This is a genomic window from Neisseria sp. P0014.S002, assembly GCF_051958295.1.
GTDB lineage: Bacteria > Pseudomonadota > Gammaproteobacteria > Burkholderiales > Neisseriaceae > Neisseria > Neisseria flavescens_B.
Genome location: NZ_JBQCVO010000002.1, coordinates 136,047 through 156,179, shown reverse-complemented (window position 1 = coordinate 156,179; position 20,133 = coordinate 136,047). Strand labels below are relative to the sequence as shown.

At 54.3% G+C, this 20,133-nt stretch carries 16 protein-coding genes, 1 tRNA gene, 1 pseudogene and 1 riboswitch; of the genes and pseudogenes, 12 read left to right on the top strand and 6 right to left on the bottom strand.

Features of this window, described 5'->3' with window-relative positions:
• Nucleotides 1-28 precede the first annotated feature (28 nt).
• The 9 genes from ACTHSX_RS02975 to waaA all read left to right on the top strand — a co-directional run bounded on the left by ACTHSX_RS02975 (nt 29) and on the right by waaA (nt 8,630).
• A complete protein-coding gene (locus ACTHSX_RS02975) occupies nt 29-592 on the top strand; it encodes a hypoxanthine-guanine phosphoribosyltransferase (protein ID WP_440376770.1) in 564 nt (187 codons plus the stop codon).
• A gap of 58 nt (nt 593-650) precedes the next feature.
• Complete coding sequence (locus tag ACTHSX_RS02970; RefSeq protein ID WP_003683821.1) at nt 651-1,079, top strand: PTS sugar transporter subunit IIA; 429 nt, start codon at nt 651-653, stop codon at nt 1,077-1,079.
• 44 nt (nt 1,080-1,123) lie between these two features.
• Nucleotides 1,124-1,393, top strand: a complete 270-nt coding sequence (locus ACTHSX_RS02965) for an HPr family phosphocarrier protein (RefSeq protein WP_003683718.1) — start codon at nt 1,124-1,126, stop codon at nt 1,391-1,393.
• Nucleotides 1,393-3,156 (top strand): phosphoenolpyruvate--protein phosphotransferase, encoded by a 1,764-nt coding sequence (gene ptsP / locus ACTHSX_RS02960; protein ID WP_440369484.1) that lies wholly within the window; start codon nt 1,393-1,395, stop codon nt 3,154-3,156. Before ACTHSX_RS02965 ends, ptsP begins: the two co-directional genes overlap by 1 nt.
• 516 nt (nt 3,157-3,672) lie before the next feature.
• Nucleotides 3,673-4,788 (top strand): ABC transporter substrate-binding protein, encoded by a 1,116-nt coding sequence (locus tag ACTHSX_RS02955; RefSeq protein WP_440376769.1) that lies wholly within the window; start codon nt 3,673-3,675, stop codon nt 4,786-4,788.
• 117 nt (nt 4,789-4,905) lie between these two features.
• On the top strand, nt 4,906-5,952 hold the full coding sequence (locus ACTHSX_RS02950; protein WP_440376768.1) for a FecCD family ABC transporter permease: 1,047 nt from the start codon (nt 4,906-4,908) through the stop codon (nt 5,950-5,952).
• A 10-nt stretch (nt 5,953-5,962) separates the two neighbouring features.
• The gene (locus ACTHSX_RS02945) at nt 5,963-6,727 is read left to right on the top strand and encodes an ABC transporter ATP-binding protein (RefSeq protein ID WP_440376767.1); all 765 of its coding nucleotides are present in this window, start codon (nt 5,963-5,965) and stop codon (nt 6,725-6,727) included.
• 70 nt (nt 6,728-6,797) lie between these two features.
• The gene (locus tag ACTHSX_RS02940; protein ID WP_049349290.1) at nt 6,798-7,229 is read left to right on the top strand and encodes a plastocyanin/azurin family copper-binding protein; all 432 of its coding nucleotides are present in this window, start codon (nt 6,798-6,800) and stop codon (nt 7,227-7,229) included.
• A gap of 138 nt (nt 7,230-7,367) precedes the next feature.
• Nucleotides 7,368-8,630 (top strand): lipid IV(A) 3-deoxy-D-manno-octulosonic acid transferase, encoded by a 1,263-nt coding sequence (gene waaA, locus ACTHSX_RS02935; RefSeq protein ID WP_440376766.1) that lies wholly within the window; start codon nt 7,368-7,370, stop codon nt 8,628-8,630.
• Between the two features lie 58 nt (nt 8,631-8,688).
• On the opposite strand, the pseudogene ACTHSX_RS02930 reads toward waaA, so the two are convergent.
• Nucleotides 8,689-10,687 (bottom strand): annotated as a pseudogene (locus tag ACTHSX_RS02930) (OPT family oligopeptide transporter).
• Nucleotides 10,688-10,935: 248 nt separating this feature from the next.
• On the opposite strand from ACTHSX_RS02930, the gene ACTHSX_RS02925 reads away from it, so the two are divergent.
• A complete protein-coding gene (locus tag ACTHSX_RS02925; RefSeq protein ID WP_049349287.1) occupies nt 10,936-11,940 on the top strand; it encodes a quinone-dependent dihydroorotate dehydrogenase in 1,005 nt (334 codons plus the stop codon).
• 56 nt (nt 11,941-11,996) lie between these two features.
• On the opposite strand, the gene rnhB is transcribed toward ACTHSX_RS02925, so the two are convergent.
• Entirely contained in the window at nt 11,997-12,590 is a 594-nt protein-coding gene (rnhB, locus tag ACTHSX_RS02920) for a ribonuclease HII (protein WP_440376922.1), read from the bottom strand.
• 155 nt (nt 12,591-12,745) lie between these two features.
• Here rnhB and ACTHSX_RS02915 point away from each other — a divergent pair, with 155 nt between their 5' ends.
• Complete coding sequence (locus ACTHSX_RS02915; RefSeq protein ID WP_440376765.1) at nt 12,746-13,912, top strand: FUSC family protein; 1,167 nt, start codon at nt 12,746-12,748, stop codon at nt 13,910-13,912.
• Between the two features lie 149 nt (nt 13,913-14,061).
• Here the strand turns inward: ACTHSX_RS02915 and ACTHSX_RS02910 are convergent.
• Nucleotides 14,062-14,138 (bottom strand) — tRNA-Met (locus tag ACTHSX_RS02910).
• A 110-nt stretch (nt 14,139-14,248) separates the two neighbouring features.
• Nucleotides 14,249-14,348, top strand: a riboswitch (TPP riboswitch).
• Nucleotides 14,349-14,441: 93 nt separating this feature from the next.
• Here ACTHSX_RS02910 and thiC point away from each other — a divergent pair.
• Nucleotides 14,442-16,331, top strand: a complete 1,890-nt coding sequence (gene thiC / locus ACTHSX_RS02905) for a phosphomethylpyrimidine synthase ThiC (RefSeq protein WP_440376764.1) — start codon at nt 14,442-14,444, stop codon at nt 16,329-16,331.
• 90 nt (nt 16,332-16,421) lie between these two features.
• Here thiC and murJ read toward each other — a convergent pair whose 3' ends face one another.
• The 3 genes from murJ to lpxA form a co-directional block, all read right to left on the bottom strand.
• Entirely contained in the window at nt 16,422-17,960 is a 1,539-nt protein-coding gene (gene murJ, locus ACTHSX_RS02900) for a murein biosynthesis integral membrane protein MurJ (protein ID WP_440376763.1), read from the bottom strand.
• 9 nt (nt 17,961-17,969) lie between these two features.
• The gene (lpxB, locus tag ACTHSX_RS02895) at nt 17,970-19,145 is read right to left on the bottom strand and encodes a lipid-A-disaccharide synthase (RefSeq protein WP_440376762.1); all 1,176 of its coding nucleotides are present in this window, start codon (nt 19,143-19,145) and stop codon (nt 17,970-17,972) included.
• A 159-nt stretch (nt 19,146-19,304) separates the two neighbouring features.
• Entirely contained in the window at nt 19,305-20,081 is a 777-nt protein-coding gene (gene lpxA, locus ACTHSX_RS02890; RefSeq protein WP_440376761.1) for an acyl-ACP--UDP-N-acetylglucosamine O-acyltransferase, read from the bottom strand.
• Nucleotides 20,082-20,133: the final 52 nt, after the last annotated feature.

Genomic DNA, 20,133 nt, shown 5'->3' with positions numbered 1-20,133 from the left:
TTTTTAACCGCACTCAACACGACCTATCATGACCGACTTAGAAACTAAACGCCTTGAAACCCAAGCCATGCTGGACAATGCCGACTTGCTGTTTGACCAAGAACAATGCCGCGCGGCCTTGCAAAAAGTTGCCGACGACATCACCCGCGACTTGGGCGGCAAATACCCCCTGCTCCTGCCTGTAATGGGTGGCGCGGTGGTGTTTACAGGGCAGCTGCTGCCGCTGTTGCGCTTTCCTTTGGACTTTGACTACGTCCACGTTTCCCGCTATGGCGACAAACTCGCAGGCGGTGCGTTCAACTGGAAACGCATGCCCGACCCCGAGCAAATCAAAGACCGTCATGTAGTCGTTCTGGACGACATCCTGGACGAAGGCCACACCATGGCCGCCATTCAGGAAAAACTGTTGGAAATGGGCGCGGCAAGCTGCCGTGCGGCCGTATTTGCCAACAAGCTGATCGACAAAGAAAAACCGACCATAGCCGATTATGTCGGTTTGGACGTACCCAACCGCTACGTCTTCGGCTACGGTATGGATGCCGCCGGCTGCTGGCGCAACCTCGGCGAAATCTACGCCTTAAACAATAAATAAGACAAAGGCTGTCTGAAAAATCTTCAGACGACCTCAACCCCCATGCTAGGAACACATCATGATAGGTTTGTTAATCATTACACATGAAACCATAGGTGAAGCCTATCGCGGTTTAGCCGACCATTTCTTCCCCAACGGCTTCCCCGAAAATCTCCACATCCTCGGCGTACAGCCTAACGAAGATCAAAATGACATCATCAACAACGCCATCGCCGCATTGCAGGAATTTCCCGACAACCGCGGCGTGCTGATCATGACCGACATCTTCGGCGCAACCCCGTGCAACGCCGCACGCCGACTGGTGCGCGAAAACAAATCCGCCATCCTGACCGGCCTCAACGCCCCGATGATGATTAAAGCCATCCAATACTCATCACAAGCCGAAAACCTCTCTGACTTCACCGAAACCGTCAAAGAAGCTGCCATCCGTGGCATTTTCGCCATTACATCCGCACCTGAAGACCTGGTGTGCAAAGAAAACGGCTAAGGCCGTCTGAAAACATTCACTTTACGAACATTTAGGGGACATCCATGCTCAAACAAGAAATCGAAATCATCAACAAACTCGGCCTGCACGCGCGCGCCTCCAGCAAATTCACCCAAACTGCCTCCCAATTCCAAAGCGAAGTCTGGGTCACCAAAAACGGCAACCGCGTCAACGGCAAAAGCATCATGGGCCTGATGATGCTGGCCGCCGCCAAAGGCACCGTGATTGAGCTGGAAACAGAAGGCGCAGACGAAGCCGCTGCCATGCAGGCGTTGACCGACCTCATCAACGACTACTTCGGCGAGGGCGAATAATGAGCATCGTCCTACACGGTGTAGCCGCGGGCAAAGGCATTGCCATCGGCCACGCCCACCTTATCACGCGCGGCACAACGGAAGTCCCCCAATACGACATTGATCCCGACAAACTCGATGCCGAAGCTGCACGTTTCGACAACGCCATCAAAGCCACGCGCAAAGAACTGGAACAGCTGCGCGGCGCGATTCCCGAAAACGCCCCGACCGAATTGGGCGCGTTCATCTCCCTGCACCTGATGCTGCTGACCGACGTCACCCTCTCGCGCGAACCCATCGACATTTTGCGCGAGCAGAAAATCAACGCCGAATGGGCATTGAAACAACAAAGCGACAAACTCGCCGCCCAGTTCGACAGCATCGACGACGACTACCTGCGCGAACGCAAACAGGACATGCTCCAAGTCGTCCGCCGCATCCACAACAACCTTGTCGGCCAAAGCAACGAAATCAACCTCGCCGGCAACCTGTTTGACGACACCGTCCTCATCGCGCACGACCTCTCGCCTGCCGATACCGTATTGTTCAAAGAGCAGCACATTACCGCCTTCGTAACCGATGCCGGCGGCCCGACCAGCCACACCGCCATCCTGGGCCGCAGCCTCGACATCCCTTCCGTCATCGGCCTGCACAACGCCCGCAAACTCATCACCGAAAACGAAATCGTCATCGTCGACGGCATCAACGGCGTCCTCATCATCGATCCCGACGAAGTCGTCCTCAACGAATACCGCCGCCTCGCCCGCGAATACCGCAGCCACAAGCGCGAACTCAACAAAATCAAAAAAACCGCCGCCACCACGGCCGACGGCATCAACATTGAGTTGCTCGCCAACATCGAATCCGCCGAAGACATCAAAGCCCTGCACAACTTCGGCGCAGACGGCGTCGGCCTGTTCCGCAGCGAATTCCTCTACCTCAACCGCGACAACATGCCGACCGAAGACGAACAATACGAAGTCTATGCCGGCATCGTCAAAAAACTCAAAGGCAAAAACATCACCATCCGCACTGTCGATTTGGGCGTCGATAAAAATCCGCGCTGGTTCGGCCAAAACAGCACACCCAACGGCAGCCTCAACCCCGCACTCGGCCTGACCGGCATCCGCCTGTGCCTCGCCGAGCCGGTCATGTTCCGCACCCAAATGCGCGCCATCCTCCGCGCCGCCGCCCACGGCCCCGTACGCATGATGTGGCCGATGATTACGTCTATTTCCGAAGTGCGCCAATGCCTTATCCATCTGGACACGGCCCAACGCCAACTGACCGAACGCGGCGAAACCTTCGGCCCGGTCAGCATCGGCTGCATGATCGAAATCCCGTCCGCCGCCATGACCGTCGGCAGCATCCTCAAGCTCGTCGACTTCGTTTCCATCGGCACCAACGACCTGATTCAATACCTCCTGTCGGTCGATCGCGGCGACGACAGCGTCAGCCACCTCTACCAACCCGGCCACCCTGCCGTCCTCAAAACGCTGCAACACATTATCCGCACGGCAAACCGCATGGAAAAAGGCGTGTCCATCTGCGGCGAAATGGCCGGCGATACCGTCTTCACCCGACTGTTGCTCGGCATGGGCCTGCGCCGCTTCTCCATGAACCCCAACAACCTGCTTTCGGTTAAAAACATCATCCTGCACAGCCACACCGGCCATCTCGAAAACGATGCCGCCAAAATCCTGCGCTGCGAAGACCCGGAAAAAGCCGAAAAACTGATTAAAATCCTCAACCAAAGCGAACAGGCGGAATCACAGGCCGTCTGAATCTCTAAAAAGGGCGTGTTTCGATACACGCCCTTTTTATTCGTCCCCATTTTTAGTTTATGCCAGATTCTCCCTCAAGCCCTCTTCTTCCCTATTTCGCCATTTCAAAAACCAACCTTTTTCACTTTTCCCAAACACTGCTTACAGGCCGTCTGAAAAATATAGGGCGCAAGTGAAATAAAACTTTTATGCCCACACCAAAGGCCGTCTGAACCCTGATTGCAAGGTTTCAGACGGCCTTGTTTTCAACCGGATACCTTTTATTTTTTTGCAATAAATGACCCTTTGCCTATCCATTCCAGCTACTGCCCACCATGGCTTTAGGCACCCCATATCATTCCTTTTTACTAGGTCTTCAGTACATCCAAGCCCTATATAAACACTATCCCTTCGTTTTAATGATGAAACTTTTTATTCCGAAATATGTCTATCCCTACATTCACTTGAAAAAAGATTCAATACCTTGTAAATTTATAAAAAGATAGTAATTATCATCATATTTTAAAGGAATGATTCATGAGATTTACGCAACTTTCTGCTTTGATTGCCGCCGCCGCTTTATCAGTCGGCTCCGTATCCGCTTTTGCCAAACCCGTTCAGCTGACCGATATCCTCGGCCGTAAGGTAACTGTCGACCTGCCTGCCAAGCGCGTGGTGTTGGGCTTCTATTACCAAGACTACATGGCCATCGGCGGTAAAACCGCGCTGGACAACGTCGTCGGTTTTTCCAAAGCAGTTTGGGCCGACTGGGCACCGCCAAGCTGGGCGGCATTCAGCAAAGCCGTGCCTAAACTGAATCAGCTGACCGACGTGGGCGAAGTGGAAGTCGGCACGTTCTCGATTGAGAAAGTATTGGCACTGAAACCCGATTTGCTGGTTTTGGCCGAATGGCAATACAAGGCTTTGGGTTCCGATCTCGACCGCATCAACAAGGCCGGCATCCCCATCGTCGTGTTGGACTACAACGCGCAAACAGTGGCCAAACACGTTCAATCGACCAAACTCATCGGTACATTGACCGGCCAGCAGCAAAAAGCCGACAAACTGGCGGCAGACTACAAACGCGTTGCCGACACCATCCAAGCGCGCGTGCAAAAAGCCAACCTGCCCAAGCCTAAAGTCTATATCGAGTTCGGCAACAAAGGCCCTACCGAACACAGCGTTACCTTCGGCAAGAGCATGTGGGGTTCGATGGCGACGCTGGTCGGCGGCAACAATATCGCCGCTTCTTCGGTCGAGTTCTACGGCCCAATCAATCCTGAAAAAGTCCTCGCCGCCAAACCCGACGTGATCGTGATTACCGGCCGCGAAACCGAATTGAAGAAAAACCCTGCCGCCATGGTGATGGGCTGGGGCATTCCAAAAGCCGAAGCGGAAAAACGCTTGGCAGGCTTTGCCAAACGCGCCGGCTGGGCAAACCTGCCTGCGATTAAAAACAACCGCCTCTACGCCGCCTACCACGCCAACTCGCGCACGCTGTCCGACAGCGCGTCGATTCAGTTTATGGCCAAAGCGATTTATCCGCAGTTGTTTAAGGATTTCAACCCTGAGAAGACCTATCTGGACTTCTACCGCCAAAACCTGCCCGTCGTACCGAACGGCACGTTCTACCTCTATCCGAAAGGACAATAAGGTAATTTAGATTTTCAGACGGCCTTTTAAATCGGAAGGCCGTCTGAAATTTTTGCGGAAGAAAAAGGCAAACCTGTTTCTCCCCTTTCACAACACTCTTTTTTAAAGGTTTGAAACATGAATGATTCGGTTGTCGCCGAGATTGTGAAAAACCAGCGCAAGTTGGAAGGCAAGCGTTGGTTGATTGTGTTGATGTTTTTAGTCATCGCCGCGGTCAGTTTCCTATTCGACATCGCCACCGGCCCAGCGATGACGGACACGCTGCCTGTCGGCGAAGTGGTCAATGTTTTGCTGGGTAAACCCGGAGTCGATGAAATGAACCGCCTGATTGTGATGGATCTGCGCCTGCCGATTGCGGTAATGGCCTTGGTGGTCGGCGCGGCTTTGGGTGTCGGCGGCGCGGAAATTCAAACGCTCTTGAACAACCCGATGGCCAGCCCTTATACGCTGGGTTTGGCGGCGGCGGCGGGTTTGGGCGCGTCGGCGGTGATTGCGTTCGGCGGTTTCGGGCTGCCGGAAACGGTCGCTGTTCCCATCGGTGCGTTTGTGATGACCATGCTGGCTTCGGGCATCTTGTTTCTGTTTGCTTCAGCGCGCCGTTTCAACTCGGCGATGTTGGTGTTGGTGGGGATTGCGCTGTTGTTCCTGTTTCAGTCGATTTTGTCGCTGATTCAGTTTATCGCCGCGCCTGAGATTTCGCAGCAGATTCTGTTTTGGCTGTTCGGCAGTTTGAACAAGGCAACTTGGGAAACAGTCATCGTTACGGCGGCGGTTACGGCAGTATGCGTGTTTCTGCTTTCGCGTGATGTGTGGAAGCTGACCGCGCTGCGCTTGGGCGAAGAACGCGCTGTCGGGCTGGGCATTAATCTGCAACTTTTGCGCCTGAAAACGCTGGTGTTGGTAGCCGTCATGACTGCGACGGCAATCAGTTTTGTCGGCGTCATCGGCTTTATCGGCTTGGTTGCCCCGCATGTGGCGCGGATTCTTTTGGGCGAAGACCAACGTTTCTTCCTACCCGGCGCGATGCTGGCGGGGGCGGCGTTTTTATCGGTGGCGAGCGTGTTATCCAAGGTGATTATCCCGGGCGCGCTGTTTCCGGTGGGCATCGTTACGTCGTTTGTCGGCGTGCCGTTCTTCTTCTGGATTGTATTAACGAAACGATAGGCCGTCTGAAATGTTGAAACTTGAAAATGTCCATATCCGGCGTGGCGATTATGTGGTCGCCGACAGTATCGATTTGACGCTGGAACAAGGCAAAGTCTATTCCGTGCTCGGCCCGAACGGCACGGGCAAATCCTCGCTGATGAAAACGATTTTCGGCGAAGTAGCGCACAAAGGCGCTATCCGCTACGGCGACGAAGCGTTGAGCAAAATTCACCTGCAAAGTTGGCGCAAACGCATAGGCTATATGCCTCAGGACACCGCCGCCGAAGCCTCGCTGACCGCGCTGGAAGTCGTCCTACTCGGCCGCATGGACGCGCTGCATATGCACGTCGGCGACGAACTGCTGCACGAAGCCGCAAGTATCATGGCGGAGCTGGGTATCGGCCATCTGGCGCACCGCGACGTCATGCGGCTTTCCGGCGGACAGCGGCAGCTCGTGATGTTTGCCCAAGTCATGCTGCGCCGCCCCGAAATCCTGATGCTGGACGAGCCGGTCAGCGCGCTGGATATGCACCATCAGCTCAATCTTTTGGAGCGCGTGGTGCAATACACGCACGAACACAATCTGGTTACGCTGATGGTCTTGCACGATTTGAGCCTCGCCGCGCAGTTTTCAGACGGCGTGATTCTGCTCGGCGAAGGCAAAGTACAGGCGCAGGGTGCGCCGCAGGACGTGTTGCAGGCGGACATGATCGGCAGGCTGTACAAAGTGGACATCGAACTTTTATACGACAGCAAAGGCCTGCCCGTTATCCGCCCGATGCGGCAATCCTAGCTGGGAAATCTGCCATCAAGAAACCAGCCCCCGCAATCATTTTATACTCTTCACAAAAAGGACTCCCCCCATGAAAAAATCACTCTTCCTCCTGATGCTGACCGCTTCCCTCGGCGCATACGCCGCCAACCACGAAATCAAAATGCTCGACAACGGCAAAGACGGCAGCATGGTGTTCGAGCCCGGCTACGTCAACGCCAAAGTCGGCGATACTGTTACCTTCAAAGCTACTAACAGCGGCCACTGGGTGCAAAGCAAAGCCCTGCCCGACGGTGTTGCCGACTTCCTTTCCGAGGACGGTAAAGACTTCACGCTCAAGCTCGACAAAGAAGGCGTGTATGTCTATACCTGCCCGCCGCATCGCATGATGAACATGAGCGGCGTGATTCAGGTCGGCAAACCGGTGAACAAAGCCAAAGCACAAGCCGTTGTCGATGAAATGGAAAACCGTGCCATGCAAAGCAAAGGCCGTCTGAAAAAATATATGGCGCAAGTGAAGTAAACGCGTTTATGCCTGTATTAAAGGCCGTCTGAAACCTTTCAGACGGCCTGTTTCCTTTGCGTAAAACACGCATCAAAGCTATATCTTCCGTTTCAGTTTCCGATAAAATAGGCCTATTCCGACACAAGACCCGTAAGCATGATACGCCGCCTTTACGCCACGCTGTGGCACCTCGCCCCTTTCCTGATCCGCCGCCACCTGCGCCGCCGCGCCCTCAAATCCCCAGCCTATCTCGAGCATTGGGACGAGCGTTTCGGGCAGGCGTATCCCAATCCCGTACAACGCCCGATTTGGATACACGCAGTATCCGTCGGAGAAACGCGTGCGGCCGAACCTTTAGTCCAGGCATTGCGCCGCCATTTTCCCGACTCGCCGTTTTTGATTACCCAAATGACGCCGACCGGCCGCGCCACCGCGCAATCCCTGTTCCCCGATGCGCAATGCCGTTACCTGCCCTACGACAAATCCGAATGGGTCGCCCGATTTTTAGCCGAACACCGCCCCATCTGCGGCATTTTGATGGAAACCGAAATCTGGCCCAACCTGATGCACGCCTGCAAAGAAGCAGGTATTCCCCTCTTTTTGGCCAACGCACGCCTCTCTGAAAAATCCCAACGCGGCTACCTCAAAATCCGCAAGCTGGTCGAGCCTGCCATGCAGAGCCTCTCCGGCTGCTTTGCCCAAACCGCCGCCGATGCCGAACGCCTGCACCTTATCGGCGCGTCCAACGTCCACGTCTGCGGCAACACCAAATACGACATCGCGCCCCCCGACGACTCGCGCCCGCTTGCCGTCGCCTTTAAAGAACGCATCGGCGCACGAGCCGTCGTCGTCTGCGCCAGCACGCGCGTGTACAAAGGCACAGACGAAGCCGAGCTGCTCCTCAAAGCATGGCAGAGCTACCGCGGCAATGCCTTGCTGGTCATCGTACCGCGCCACCCTGAAAATTTTCAGACGGCCTACGATACCGCCAAATCGCTTGGTTATACCGTCCAAAAACGCAGCGACGGACAACCCGTTTCCCCCGATACACAAGTTTGGATAGGCGACAGCATGGGCGAGCTTGCCGCCTACTACCTCAGCGCAGACATTGCCTTCGTCGGTGGCAGCCTCGTTGATGCCGGCTGTCAAAACATCATCGAACCCATCTCCTGCCGCGTCCCCACCCTCTTCGGCTACTCCAACTACAACTTCGCCCAAGCCTGCAAAGGCGCAGTCGAAGCCAAAGCCGCCGTCCGCGTCGAAACCGCCGAAGCCTGGTACAGAACCACGCGCCAATACCTCGACGACGAAACGCTGCGCCAACAGCTGATCAGCCACACCGAGCAATTCATTTCGCAACACCAAGGCGCCAGTGCCAAAATTGCCAAAGCGATTGCAGATTGTTTGAATCAGCGTTAAGAGATAAAAAGGCCGTCTGAAACCAAAGTTTCAGACGGCCTTTTCTCAACCTACAAACTTAGCGTCCTGCTTTCAACACGCGGCGTGCAAATACGAACATACCGAAAACAAAAAACGCCAAGCCCAGCCATTTGGCGGCCGTATCCCAGTTTTCCAAGTTCAGGGCCAAAGGCGCATCCGAACCGCCGTTGGTTACGGAGAAGGCGATGATAAACGCCATAATCACACCGATCAGGCTCTCGCCGACAATCAAACCGGCGGAGAACAGCGTACCGATACGTTCCGCATTTTTCAGACGGCCTTCACGGTTTTCTTGACGGCGGGCGATAACGGATTTCAACACAGCCGCCAATACCGCACCGATCACAATCGGCATATTTATAGACGGCGGCAGGTAAATGCCCATGCCCACGGCCAATACCGGCAAGGCACGCTTACCGCCGGAGGATTTGCGCAATGTGAAATCGACCGCGATCAACACCACGCCGATGGCCACGCCGGTGAAAATATAATCCCATTGCAGATTGTGCGAGAAAATACCTTGGGCGATGGTGGTCATCAAAGTTGCCTGAGGCGCGGCAAGGGCTTGGGCCGCATCCATGCCTTCACGCGGCATTGCGCCGGTAAAGCCGTAGGCTTCATACAAAAGCTCCAACACAGGCGAAATCACCACGGCACCGACAACGCAGCCGACAATCAGCGCAACCTGCTGTTTCCAAGGCGTTGCTTTTACCAGATAACCTGTTTTCAAATCCTGCAGGTTGTCATTGGAAATCGAAGCCACACAAATCACAGACGCGCCGCAAAACAGCGTCAACGCCAGCAGGAATTTACGGTTTGCCTCGTCCGCCATCAGGCCGCCGGATTCGCCGACCAGCAGAAATAATGACGATAGAGACGATGCCCACACCCGAAATCGGGCTGGAAGACGAACCGACCAAACCGGCCATATAACCACAAGCAGCGGCCACCAAAAAGCCGATAATCGAAGCCAGCAGCGTACATACAACCACCAACAGCCAAGCCAAACCGCCGGAAATATGCGAGTCGCCGATAAAGTGGAAGAAAGACACGCCCAACACCAGCATCATCGCCAACACCCAGGCAATCATCGCCTTAGGCGACAAATCCTGTTCCGTGCGTTCGGTCATCTGCGCGCCGCCGAAATTGCGGAAAGACAGGCGCATACCCTCGACCATCGGTTTCATCAAAGTCAACAGCGTCCAAATAGCCGCAATACCGATCGTACCCGCGCCGATAAAACGGACTTTTTCCTTCCACAAAGACATCGCAAAAGGAATCATCTCCATATCGGCAGGTTGCGGAATATGCGCCGACAGATAAGGCACGGCCACGCCCCAGGCAATCGAAATACCCAGCAAAATCGCGATACCGCCGGTCAGGCCGACCAAATAGCCCGCGCCCAGCAAAGCCAGTGAAAAGCCCATCGGCACTTGGAACACCGACGCGCCGCCTTTAAACCAAAAGCTCGCGCTGTCCGCCACCACACGCAAACCGCTTGCGCAAAAGCTCATTAAACCAGCCAATGCACCGCCCGACATCAACTCCTTGATACCGCTGCCGCCTTCCTGTTGGTCCGCATCATGGTCGCCGACCTTCAAAATCTCAGCCGCCGCCACGCCTTCCGGATAAGGCAAATCGCTCTTCACCACCATCGCATAACGCAAAGGCACAGTGAAAATCACGCCCAAAATACCGCCGGACATACACAGCAGCGTAGTCTGCCAAAACGGAAAGCCCGCCCAATAACCGGCCATCAGCAAACCCGGCAAGATAAAAATAATACTGGAGAGCGTACCCGCAGCCGAAGCCTGAGTCTGCACCATATTATTTTCCAGAATATTACTGCCTTTAAAAAACTTCAAAACCGCCATCGAAATTACCGCAGCCGGAATCGAAGACGCAAAAGTCAGACCCACCTTCAAGCCCAAATACACATTGGATGCCGTAAAAATCACCGTAATCAACGCGCCGAGTATCATCCCCCGCAGCGTCAGTTCACGGAAACTCGCATAAGGATCAACCGCCTGTTTCATAAAAATCTTCCTGTATCAGGTAAACAATCAAATCAAAACTTTTCAGACGGCCTTTTGATACATCCATCAGGCCGTCTGAAAAGCCTCTCTCTTACCATTTTAATAAACTATCCGATTACACGCAAAAGCCCTATTTATTTTCATTTGATGTCAAACAATAAAATCATATCGATACAGACGTTTGGGGCAGTTTAACGGTTTCAGGTAAAATAACGCCAAATTCATCAATCGTTCAGAAAGCCGCCGCCATGTATTCACTCGTCCGCCCTATCCTGTTCCGCTTCGATGCAGAAAAGGCCCATCATTTCACGCTCAACAGTTTGCGTACCGCCGAAAAACTCGGCCTGCTGCCCAAAGTGGACAGCCACACCCGACCAACCGAGCTGATGGGTTTGCAGCTGCCCAATCCGGTCGGCTTGGCGGCAGGTTTGGACAAAAACGGCGAGTGTATCGATGCGTTTGCCGCTTTGGGCTTCGGCTTTGTCGAAATCGGCACGGTAACGCCCAAGCCGCAGCCGGGCAATCCGCAGCCGCGCCTTTTCCGCGTTCCCGAACACCAAGGCATCATCAACCGCATGGGTTTCAACAACCACGGCATCGACGCGATGATCCGCAACATTGAAAACAGCCGCTTTAAAGGCATTTTGGGCATCAACATCGGCAAAAATGCCGTTACGCCGATTGAAAACGCGGCCGACGATTATCTGATTTGCTTGGAAAAAGCCTACGCCCACGCAAGCTATATCACGGTCAATATTTCCTCCCCCAATACGAAAAACCTGCGCGCCTTGCAAGGCGGCGACGAATTGAGCGCATTGTTGGAAGCCTTGAAAAACAAGCAGGCGCAACTGGCTGCCGCTCATGGCAAATATGTGCCGCTGGCGGTCAAAATCGCGCCGGATTTGGACGAAGCGCAAATCGACGACATCGCCCATGTGGTCAAATCCGTGGAAATGGACGGTATCATCGCCACCAACACAACCATCGACAAATCAAGCTTGGGCAGCCATCCGCTCGCAGGCGAACAAGGCGGCTTAAGCGGCTTGCCCGTACGCGAGAAAAGCAATCAGGTGTTGAAACTTTTGGCGGAACGCATTGACGGCAAGCTGCCGATTATCGGCGTCGGCGGCATTATGAACGGCGCGGACGCGGCAGAAAAAATCCGCTTGGGTGCCAGTGCGGTTCAGGTGTACAGCGGTTTGATTTATCGCGGCCCTGAGTTGATTAAAGAGTGTTTGGCTGCGTTGAAATAATACTTTTCCAAAAATAAGGCCGTCTGAAAGATTTCAGACGGCCTTTTGCTATGCTCTCATTCTTCAAACAGATTGCCTTGTGCCAATAAGGTTTTGACCGGTGCGAAATCGCGGCGGTGTTCCGGCAAGACGCCGTATTGTTTCAACGCGGCCAAGTGTTGCGCCGTGCCGTAGCCTTTGTGGCGGTCAAACCCGTATTGCGGATAGCGTTTCGCCAATTCATACATTTCCGCATCACGCGCGGTTTTGGCCAAAACCGAAGCGGCAGAGATCTCGATGATTTTGCTGTCGCCTTTGACCACGGCTTCGGCAGGGACATTCAAATCTTTCGGCACGCGGTTGCCGTCTATCCACACTTTGTCGGGCACGACCGACAGCCCCTCGACTGCGCGCTTCATAGCAGCCATGGTTGCGTGCAGGATGTTCAGTTGCAGGATTTCGTCGGGGTCGGCAAAGGCAATGCTCCACGCAACCGCCTGTTCCTTAATCATCTGCGCCAACATATCGCGCTTTTTTTCGCTCAGTTTTTTTGAGTCGGTCAAACCCGGCAGGTCAAAATGTTCCGGCAAAATCACTGCCGCCGCAAATACGCTGCCGGCCAAAGGGCCGCGTCCCGCTTCGTCCACGCCTGCGCTTAAAACCGTCGCCATTTCTTCACCGCCTGTTTGATTCAAAGCCGCCATTATATCCGCTTGCGGCAGATAAAATCCGCAATAGGACAAGCCGTTTGGGGGCAGTTCAAATTTCATCTGCTTTACCAATCAGTTATAATTTACATCCCCACATACCCAATACGTCTTACAACATGCCTGCCCAATCCGAACGCCTCCATTTTTCCGAACGCTGGCTCAACGCCTACGAACGCTACCGCTATCGCCGCCATATCCACGCCTTCCGCCTCGGCTTGGCAATCGTGTTTTCCACCCTGTTGGCCAAAGTCTTCCACCTGCAACACGGCGAGTGGATCGGCATGACCGTCTTTGTCGTCCTCGGCATGCTGCAATTCCAAGGCGCGATTTACTCCAAAGCAGTCGAACGCATGCTCGGCACGGCCATCGGTTTGGGCGTCGGGTTGGCCGTTTTATGGTTGAACCAGCATTATTTGCAAGACGGCGTTTTCTTCTATCTGATTATCGGTGCCGCCAGCGCAGTGGCCGGTTGGTCTGCGGTCGGCAAAAACGGCTATGTCGCCATGCTTGCCGGTTTGACCATGTGCATGCTCATCGGCGACAGCAGCCACCACTGGCTCGACAGCGGCCTGATGCGCGCCATGAACGTTTTGATTGGTGCCGCCATCGCCATTGCCGCCGCCAAACTCCTGCCCCTGCGCTCCACACTCATGTGGCGCTTCATGCTTGCCGACAACCTCACCGACTGCGCCAAAATGATTGCCGAAATCAGCAACGGCAAGCGCATGACCCGTGAGCGTTTGGAGCAAAACATGATTAAAATGCGCAAAATCAACGCCCGCATGGTCAAAAGCCGCAGCCATCTGGCCGCAACATCCGGCGAAAGCCACATCAGCAACAATATGATGGAAGCCATGCAACATGCCCACCGCAAAATCGTCACCACCACCGAGCTGCTCCTGACCACCGCCGCCAAACTGCGCGCGCCCACGCTCAACGAAAGCGAAATCCGCCTGCTCGACCGCCACTTCAACCAACTCCAACGCGAACTGCGCCTGACCGTCCGCCTCATCAAAGGCCATTACGCCCGCCGCATCCGCATCGATACTTCGCTCAATACCGAACTAAGCAAACCGGCTGCCCGCCTGCATTACGACTGGCAAGGCTTCCTCTGGCTCAGTACCAATATGCGTAACGAAATCGCCGCATTGGTGATCCTGTTGCAACGTTCGCGCAATAAATGGTTGGACAAAAAAGAGTTACTGCGCCTCAAAGAACACCTACGCAACGATAACCGATCCGGAGCAACAATAGGCCGTCTGAAAAACACAAACTCAAAATAAAAGACAAAAGCGAATTAACCGCCGATGACATCGGCCAATAAAAAAGGCCGTCTGAAACCCAATGGTTCAGACGGCCTTTCAATCAATCCAAGCAAAAATAAATGCCGCATAAAGCAAAATCCCCTGCGATTGCAGGGGATTTTTATATTTGGTTGCGGGAGCAGGATTCGAACCTACGACCTTCGGGTTATGAGCCCGACGAGCTACCATGCTGCTCCATCCCGCGTCAGAAGTTGTAACTATACGGAAAGACGAAATCGCTGTCAAGCGTTTTTGACAGAAAATGCGAAAAACGCCGCTTTACAAAAAACCATCCGCATGGTTTAATTTTCGTTAATAAAGAAACAGGGGTGCTGCTTTCAAACCAAGCGGCTGAGAAATACCCTTTACACCCGAACAGGATAATACCTGCGTGGGGAGTTTCGGCAAATGTGATTTTAAACGGTTGATTGAAGATATCCACAAGGCCGTCTGAAAAAAAGCAATGCTCCTGTTTCCATTTCATAACCGAGAAACAGGAGCAATTTTTATGACTACCGCTAAAAAAACCGGCGATGAGGCGCGCCGTCTTTCCGACTTGAGCGAAGACATCGGCATCCGCTTCCAATATCCCAATTCCGATCGCGTCTATATTCCGGGCAGTCGCGCCGACATCCGCGTGCCTTTGCGCGAAATCCGTCAGGACGACACCTACACGGCGCAAGGTACGGAAGCCAATCCGCCAATTCCGGTGTACGACACCAGCGGCGCATACGGCGATCCGGCGGCGCACATCGACTTAAAACAGGGTCTGCCGCACGTCCGCACCGCATGGCTGGATGAACGGAGCGATACCGAAATCCTGCCCAAGCTTTCCAGCGAATACGGCACCGAACGCGCGCACGATCCGAAAACCGCCCATCTTCGCTTCAACCAAATCACCCGTCCGCGCCGCGCCAAAGCCGGCCGCAACGTAACCCAGCTCCACTACGCCCGCCAAGGCATCATCACGCCGGAAATGGAGTTTGTCGCCATACGCGAACGCATGAAGCTGGATGAACTTTTCAGACGGCCTGAATACGCCAAACTCTTGAAACAACACGCAGGGCAAAGTTTCGGTGCGAATATCCCGACCCACCCCGACCAAATCACGCCCGAATTCGTGCGCCAAGAAATCGCCGCCGGACGCGCGATTATCCCTGCCAACATCAACCATCCCGAACTCGAACCGATGATTATCGGCCGCAACTTCCGCGTCAAAATCAACGGCAACTTGGGCAACTCCGCCGTAACTTCCAGCCTGACCGAAGAAGTCGAAAAAATGGTGTGGTCGCTGCGTTGGGGTGCGGACACGATTATGGACTTATCCACCGGCGCACACATCCACGAAACGCGCGAATGGATTATCCGCAACGCGCCCGTCCCCATCGGCACCGTGCCTATTTATCAGGCTTTGGAAAAAACCGGCGGCATCGCCGAAGACCTGACTTGGGATTTAGTGCGCGACACCTTAATCGAGCAGGCAGAACAAGGCGTGGACTACTTCACCCTGCACGCAGGCGTGTTGCTGCGCTATGTACCGCTGACGGCAAACCGCCTGACCGGCATCGTATCGCGCGGCGGCTCCATCATGGCGAAATGGTGTCTCGCCCATCATCAGGAAAACTTCCTCTACACGCATTTCGACGAAATCTGCGAAATCATGAAAGCCTATGATGTATCGTTCAGCCTCGGCGACGGCCTTCGTCCCGGCTGCATTGCCGATGCCAACGACGAATCCCAATTCGCCGAACTGCACACCTTGGGCGAATTGACCGCCAAAGCGTGGAAACACGACGTACAAGTGATGATCGAAGGTCCCGGCCATGTGCCGCTGCAACGCGTCAAAGAAAACATGACCGAAGAGCTGCAACATTGCTTTGAAGCGCCTTTCTACACCCTCGGCCCGCTCGTTACCGACATTGCACCCGGCTACGACCACATCACCTCGGGCATAGGCGCGACCAATATCGGCTGGTACGGCACGGCCATGCTCTGCTACGTGACCCCGAAAGAGCATCTCGGCCTGCCCGACAAAGAAGACGTGCGCACCGGCATCATCACCTACAAACTCGCCGCCCACGCCGCCGACCTCGCCAAAGGCTGGCCGGGCGCGCAGTTGCGCGACAACGCCCTGAGCAAGGCGCGTTTCGAGTTCCGTTGGCGCGACCAATTCCGCTTAAGCCTCGACCCCGAACGCGCCGAGAGCTTCCACGACGAAACCCTGCCTGCCGAAGGAGCAAAAATCGCCCACTTCTGCTCGATGTGCGGCCCTAAATTCTGCTCGATGAAAATCACGCAGGAAGTGCGCGACTACGCCGACAAGCAAAAAGCCCAGCAGCAAGGCATGGAAGAAAAAGCGATTGAGTTCGTCAAAAAAGGAGCGAAGCTTTACAGTTAAAACATAAAACGAAAAAGGCCGTCTGAAACATTTTCAGACGGCCTTTTTAGTGAATAGCCTTTAAGCCAAAGCAATACGCACTACAGTTGCTTATTTTTCCACCCTGCGGAAATGGTGCGGACGGAAGCCGAGTGCGGCGAGGGAAACGAAGTAAAGGCCGCCGCCCAAGGCAATCAGGACGCAGAGTTGTCCTGCTTTTTTAAAGCCGCCGACGTGCACCCATTCAAACGGCAGATAAGATTGCGCCAGCCACAAACCGCCGCCCATGACGACCAAAGAGATGGCCATTTTGACCAAAAATGCAGCCCAACCTTTACCGGGGCAGTAGATGCCGTGTTTGCGCAAAAGGAAAAACAGCAAACCTGCATTCAGACACGCGCCCAAACCGATAGCGAGGGACAGGCCGACGTGTTTGAGCGGCGAAATGAAAGCGAGGTTCATCAACTGCGTGCAAATCAGCGTGAAAATAGCGACTTTAACGGGGGTTTTGATGTTTTGGCGGGCGTAGAAACCGGGAGCCAACACTTTAATCATAATCAGACCGATCAAGCCGAAGGAATAGGCAATCAGCGCATATTGGGTCATTTGCGCATCGTGCAGCGTAAATTCACGGTACATGAACAAGGTCGTAACCAGAGGGAAAGACAACACGGCAAGACCGACGGCGGCAGGCAGGGTCAGCAGCATACACAGGCGCAAACCCCAGTCGAGCAGGCCGGAAAACTGCTCGGTATCCTGACTGGCTGCGTGTTTGGACAAGGTAGGCAGCAAAATCGTACCGAGTGCCACGCCCAAAACGCCGGTCGGCAATTCCATCAGTCGGTCGGCGTAATACATCCATGACACGCTGCCGGACTGCAAAAACGAGGCAAAAATGGTGTTGATAACCAAGGAAATCTGCGCCACGCTCACGCCCAAAATAGCCGGCCCCATCTGTTTCATTACGCGGTTGACCGCTGCATCTTTAAAGCTGAGTTTGGGCATTTTCAAGAAGCCCAGTTTCGCCAACCAAGGCAGTTGGAACACCAGCTGCAACACGCCGCCGACAAACACCGCCCACGCCAATGCCATAACAGGCGGATCGAAATACGGTATGAAAAACAGGGAAAAGACGATAAAGGAGATGTTTAAAAATGTCGGTGTAAAGGCGGGAATGCCGAATTTATGATAGGAATTGAGTATCGAACCGACAAAAGAGGATAGTGAAATCAATAAAATATAAGGAAACGTTACCCGCAGCAGGTCGATGGAGAGCTGGAACTTATCGGCATCTTTGGCAAAACCGGGCGCGGAAACATAAATCACCCACGGCGCAGCGAGGATGCCCAGCGCGGTAACGATGACCAACACAAACGACAACATACCGGCCACATGGCGTACAAACGCCTGCGTGGCTTCAGGCGAACGGGTTTCTTTGTATTCCGCCAAAATCGGTACAAAGGCTTGGGCAAATGCGCCCTCTGCAAACACGCGTCGCAGCAGGTTGGGCAGTTTGAACGCGACAAAAAACGCATCCGTCGCCATGCCTGCACCAAACGCACGGGCGATAATCGTATCGCGCACAAAGCCCAAAATGCGCGACACCATCGTCAGGCTGCCAACCTTGGCCAAGGCTCCCAATAAATTCATGTGTTTTCCTTACTTGTCTTTCAGGCCGTCTGAAAATCCGGCTTCCTCCAATACTGCCGCTGCCGCCAATGCCGCCGTATCTTTTTTCAACAGCAGATGCAAGGCGTGGAAATCCTGCTCCAACGCGGCCACGGCTTCAGGGCAGTCATACCAGTCTGCCACGGCCTGCGCCAGTTTTTCAGGGACGGCATCGTATTGTAGCAGCTCGGGAACGGCGGCTTTACCCAACAGAATATTGGGCAAACCGACATGCGGCACTTTGATTTTATTTTTCACATACGCATAAGTCAGCGGCGAAATTTTGTAGCTGATGACCATAGGCCGTTTACACAAGGCCACTTCCAAAGTCGCCGTACCGCTGGTGACCAATACCACGTCGGCAGCAGTGCAAACCGTATCCGACTGCTTCTCGGTCAACGTGATGGGAAGGGCTGAGAACTCAGGCTGCGCCAAAATTTCGCCAATGCGTTTGCGCGTTGCGGCCGTCGCCACCGGCAGCAAAAACTGTGCCTGCGGATAACGTTTCAGCAGCAATACGGCCGTCTGAAAAAACACCGCCGCCATGTAATCAATTTCGCTCACACGGCTGCCGGGCAATATGGCAAACACGGGCACGTCCGCAGGTACACCCAGCTTCTGCCGCGCCGCCGTCCTATCCGCTTCCACGGGCATGGTTTGCGCCATCGGATGGCCGACAAACTCAGCCTTGCCTCCGGCATCGATATATAACTGCGGCTCCATCGGAAACAGGCACAACACGCGGTTGACCTGATGCACGATTTTATTGACCCGTTCGCGCCGCCATGCCCAAACCGACGGGCTGACGTAATGAATGGTATGAATACCTGCCTGCTTGAGCTTTTCCGCCACGCCGAGATTAAAGTCCGGCGCATCGATGCCGATAAACACATCCGGCTTGAGGCGGATTAAATCGCTCACTAGCCCTTTGCGGATTTTCAAAATTTGCGGCAGGCGTTTGATGACCTCAACAAAACCGCGCACTGCCAGCTTTTCCTGATCGTACAAACTTTCGAAACCCTCCGCCTTCATGCGCTCGCCGCCGATGCCGGTAAACCGCGCATTCGGGCAACGCGCCTTAATGGCACGGATTAAGTGTGCGCCGAGCAAGTCGCCGGAAGCTTCGCCGACGCTGATGGCGATAAGGGGGGAAGGATTGGAATTCATGTGTTGAGGTTTAAACGCTAAAAGATTTTGTGGCGGTCATTTGCCCGCCCGTTTTCAGACGGCATCGGCGGCAAACGGACAGGAAACCTGCCCTACTGCGCGGATTTTTGCAATCCAAAGGCCGTCTGAAAAAGTTTCAGACGGCCTTCAATCCATCCATCAACGGATAATGCCGCGTGTGGATTGTGCAAAAAAGTCTTTAAATACCGCCAATTCGCTTTGGGTTTCGGCGCGTTTCAGAATCTCTGCCTTGGCTTCTTCAAATGGAATGCCGCGATGGTAAATGGTTTTATACGCATCTTTGACGGAGGCAATCTGTTCGGCGGTGAAACCGTTGCGGCGCATACCTTCGCTGTTGAGGCCGGCCGGTTCGGCGCGGTAGCCTGCGGCCATGAAGTACGGCGGTACGTCTTTGTGTACACCGGCGGCAAACGCGGTCATGGCGTAATCGCCGATTTGGCAGAATTGGAACACCAGCGTGTAGCCGCCCAAGACGACGTAGTCGCCGATGATCACATGCCCTGCGAGTGAGGCGTTGTTGGCGAAGATGGTATGGTTGCCGACCACGCAGTCATGGGCGAGGTGGCAGTAGGCCATAATCCAGTTGTCGTCGCCGATACGGGTTTCGCCGATGCCGGTAACCGTACCGAGGTTGAACGTCGTAAATTCGCGGATGGTGTTGCCGTTGCCGATAATCAGCTTAGTCGGCTCGTCGCGGTATTTTTTGTCCTGCGGAATTTCGCCGAGGCTGGCAAATTGGAAAATGCGGTTGTTTTCACCGATGGTCGTATGGCCGTTGATGACGACGTGCGGGCCGATTTCGGTATTCGCACCGATTTGCACATTGGGACCGATGATGCTGTATGGGCCGACTTTGACGCTGGAGTCGAGTTCGGCTTTAGGGTCGATGACGGCGGTCGGATGGATAAGGGTCATGCTGTCTCCTTGCTGTCTGATACAGGTATTGCCTGTAAGATGCCGTCTGAAC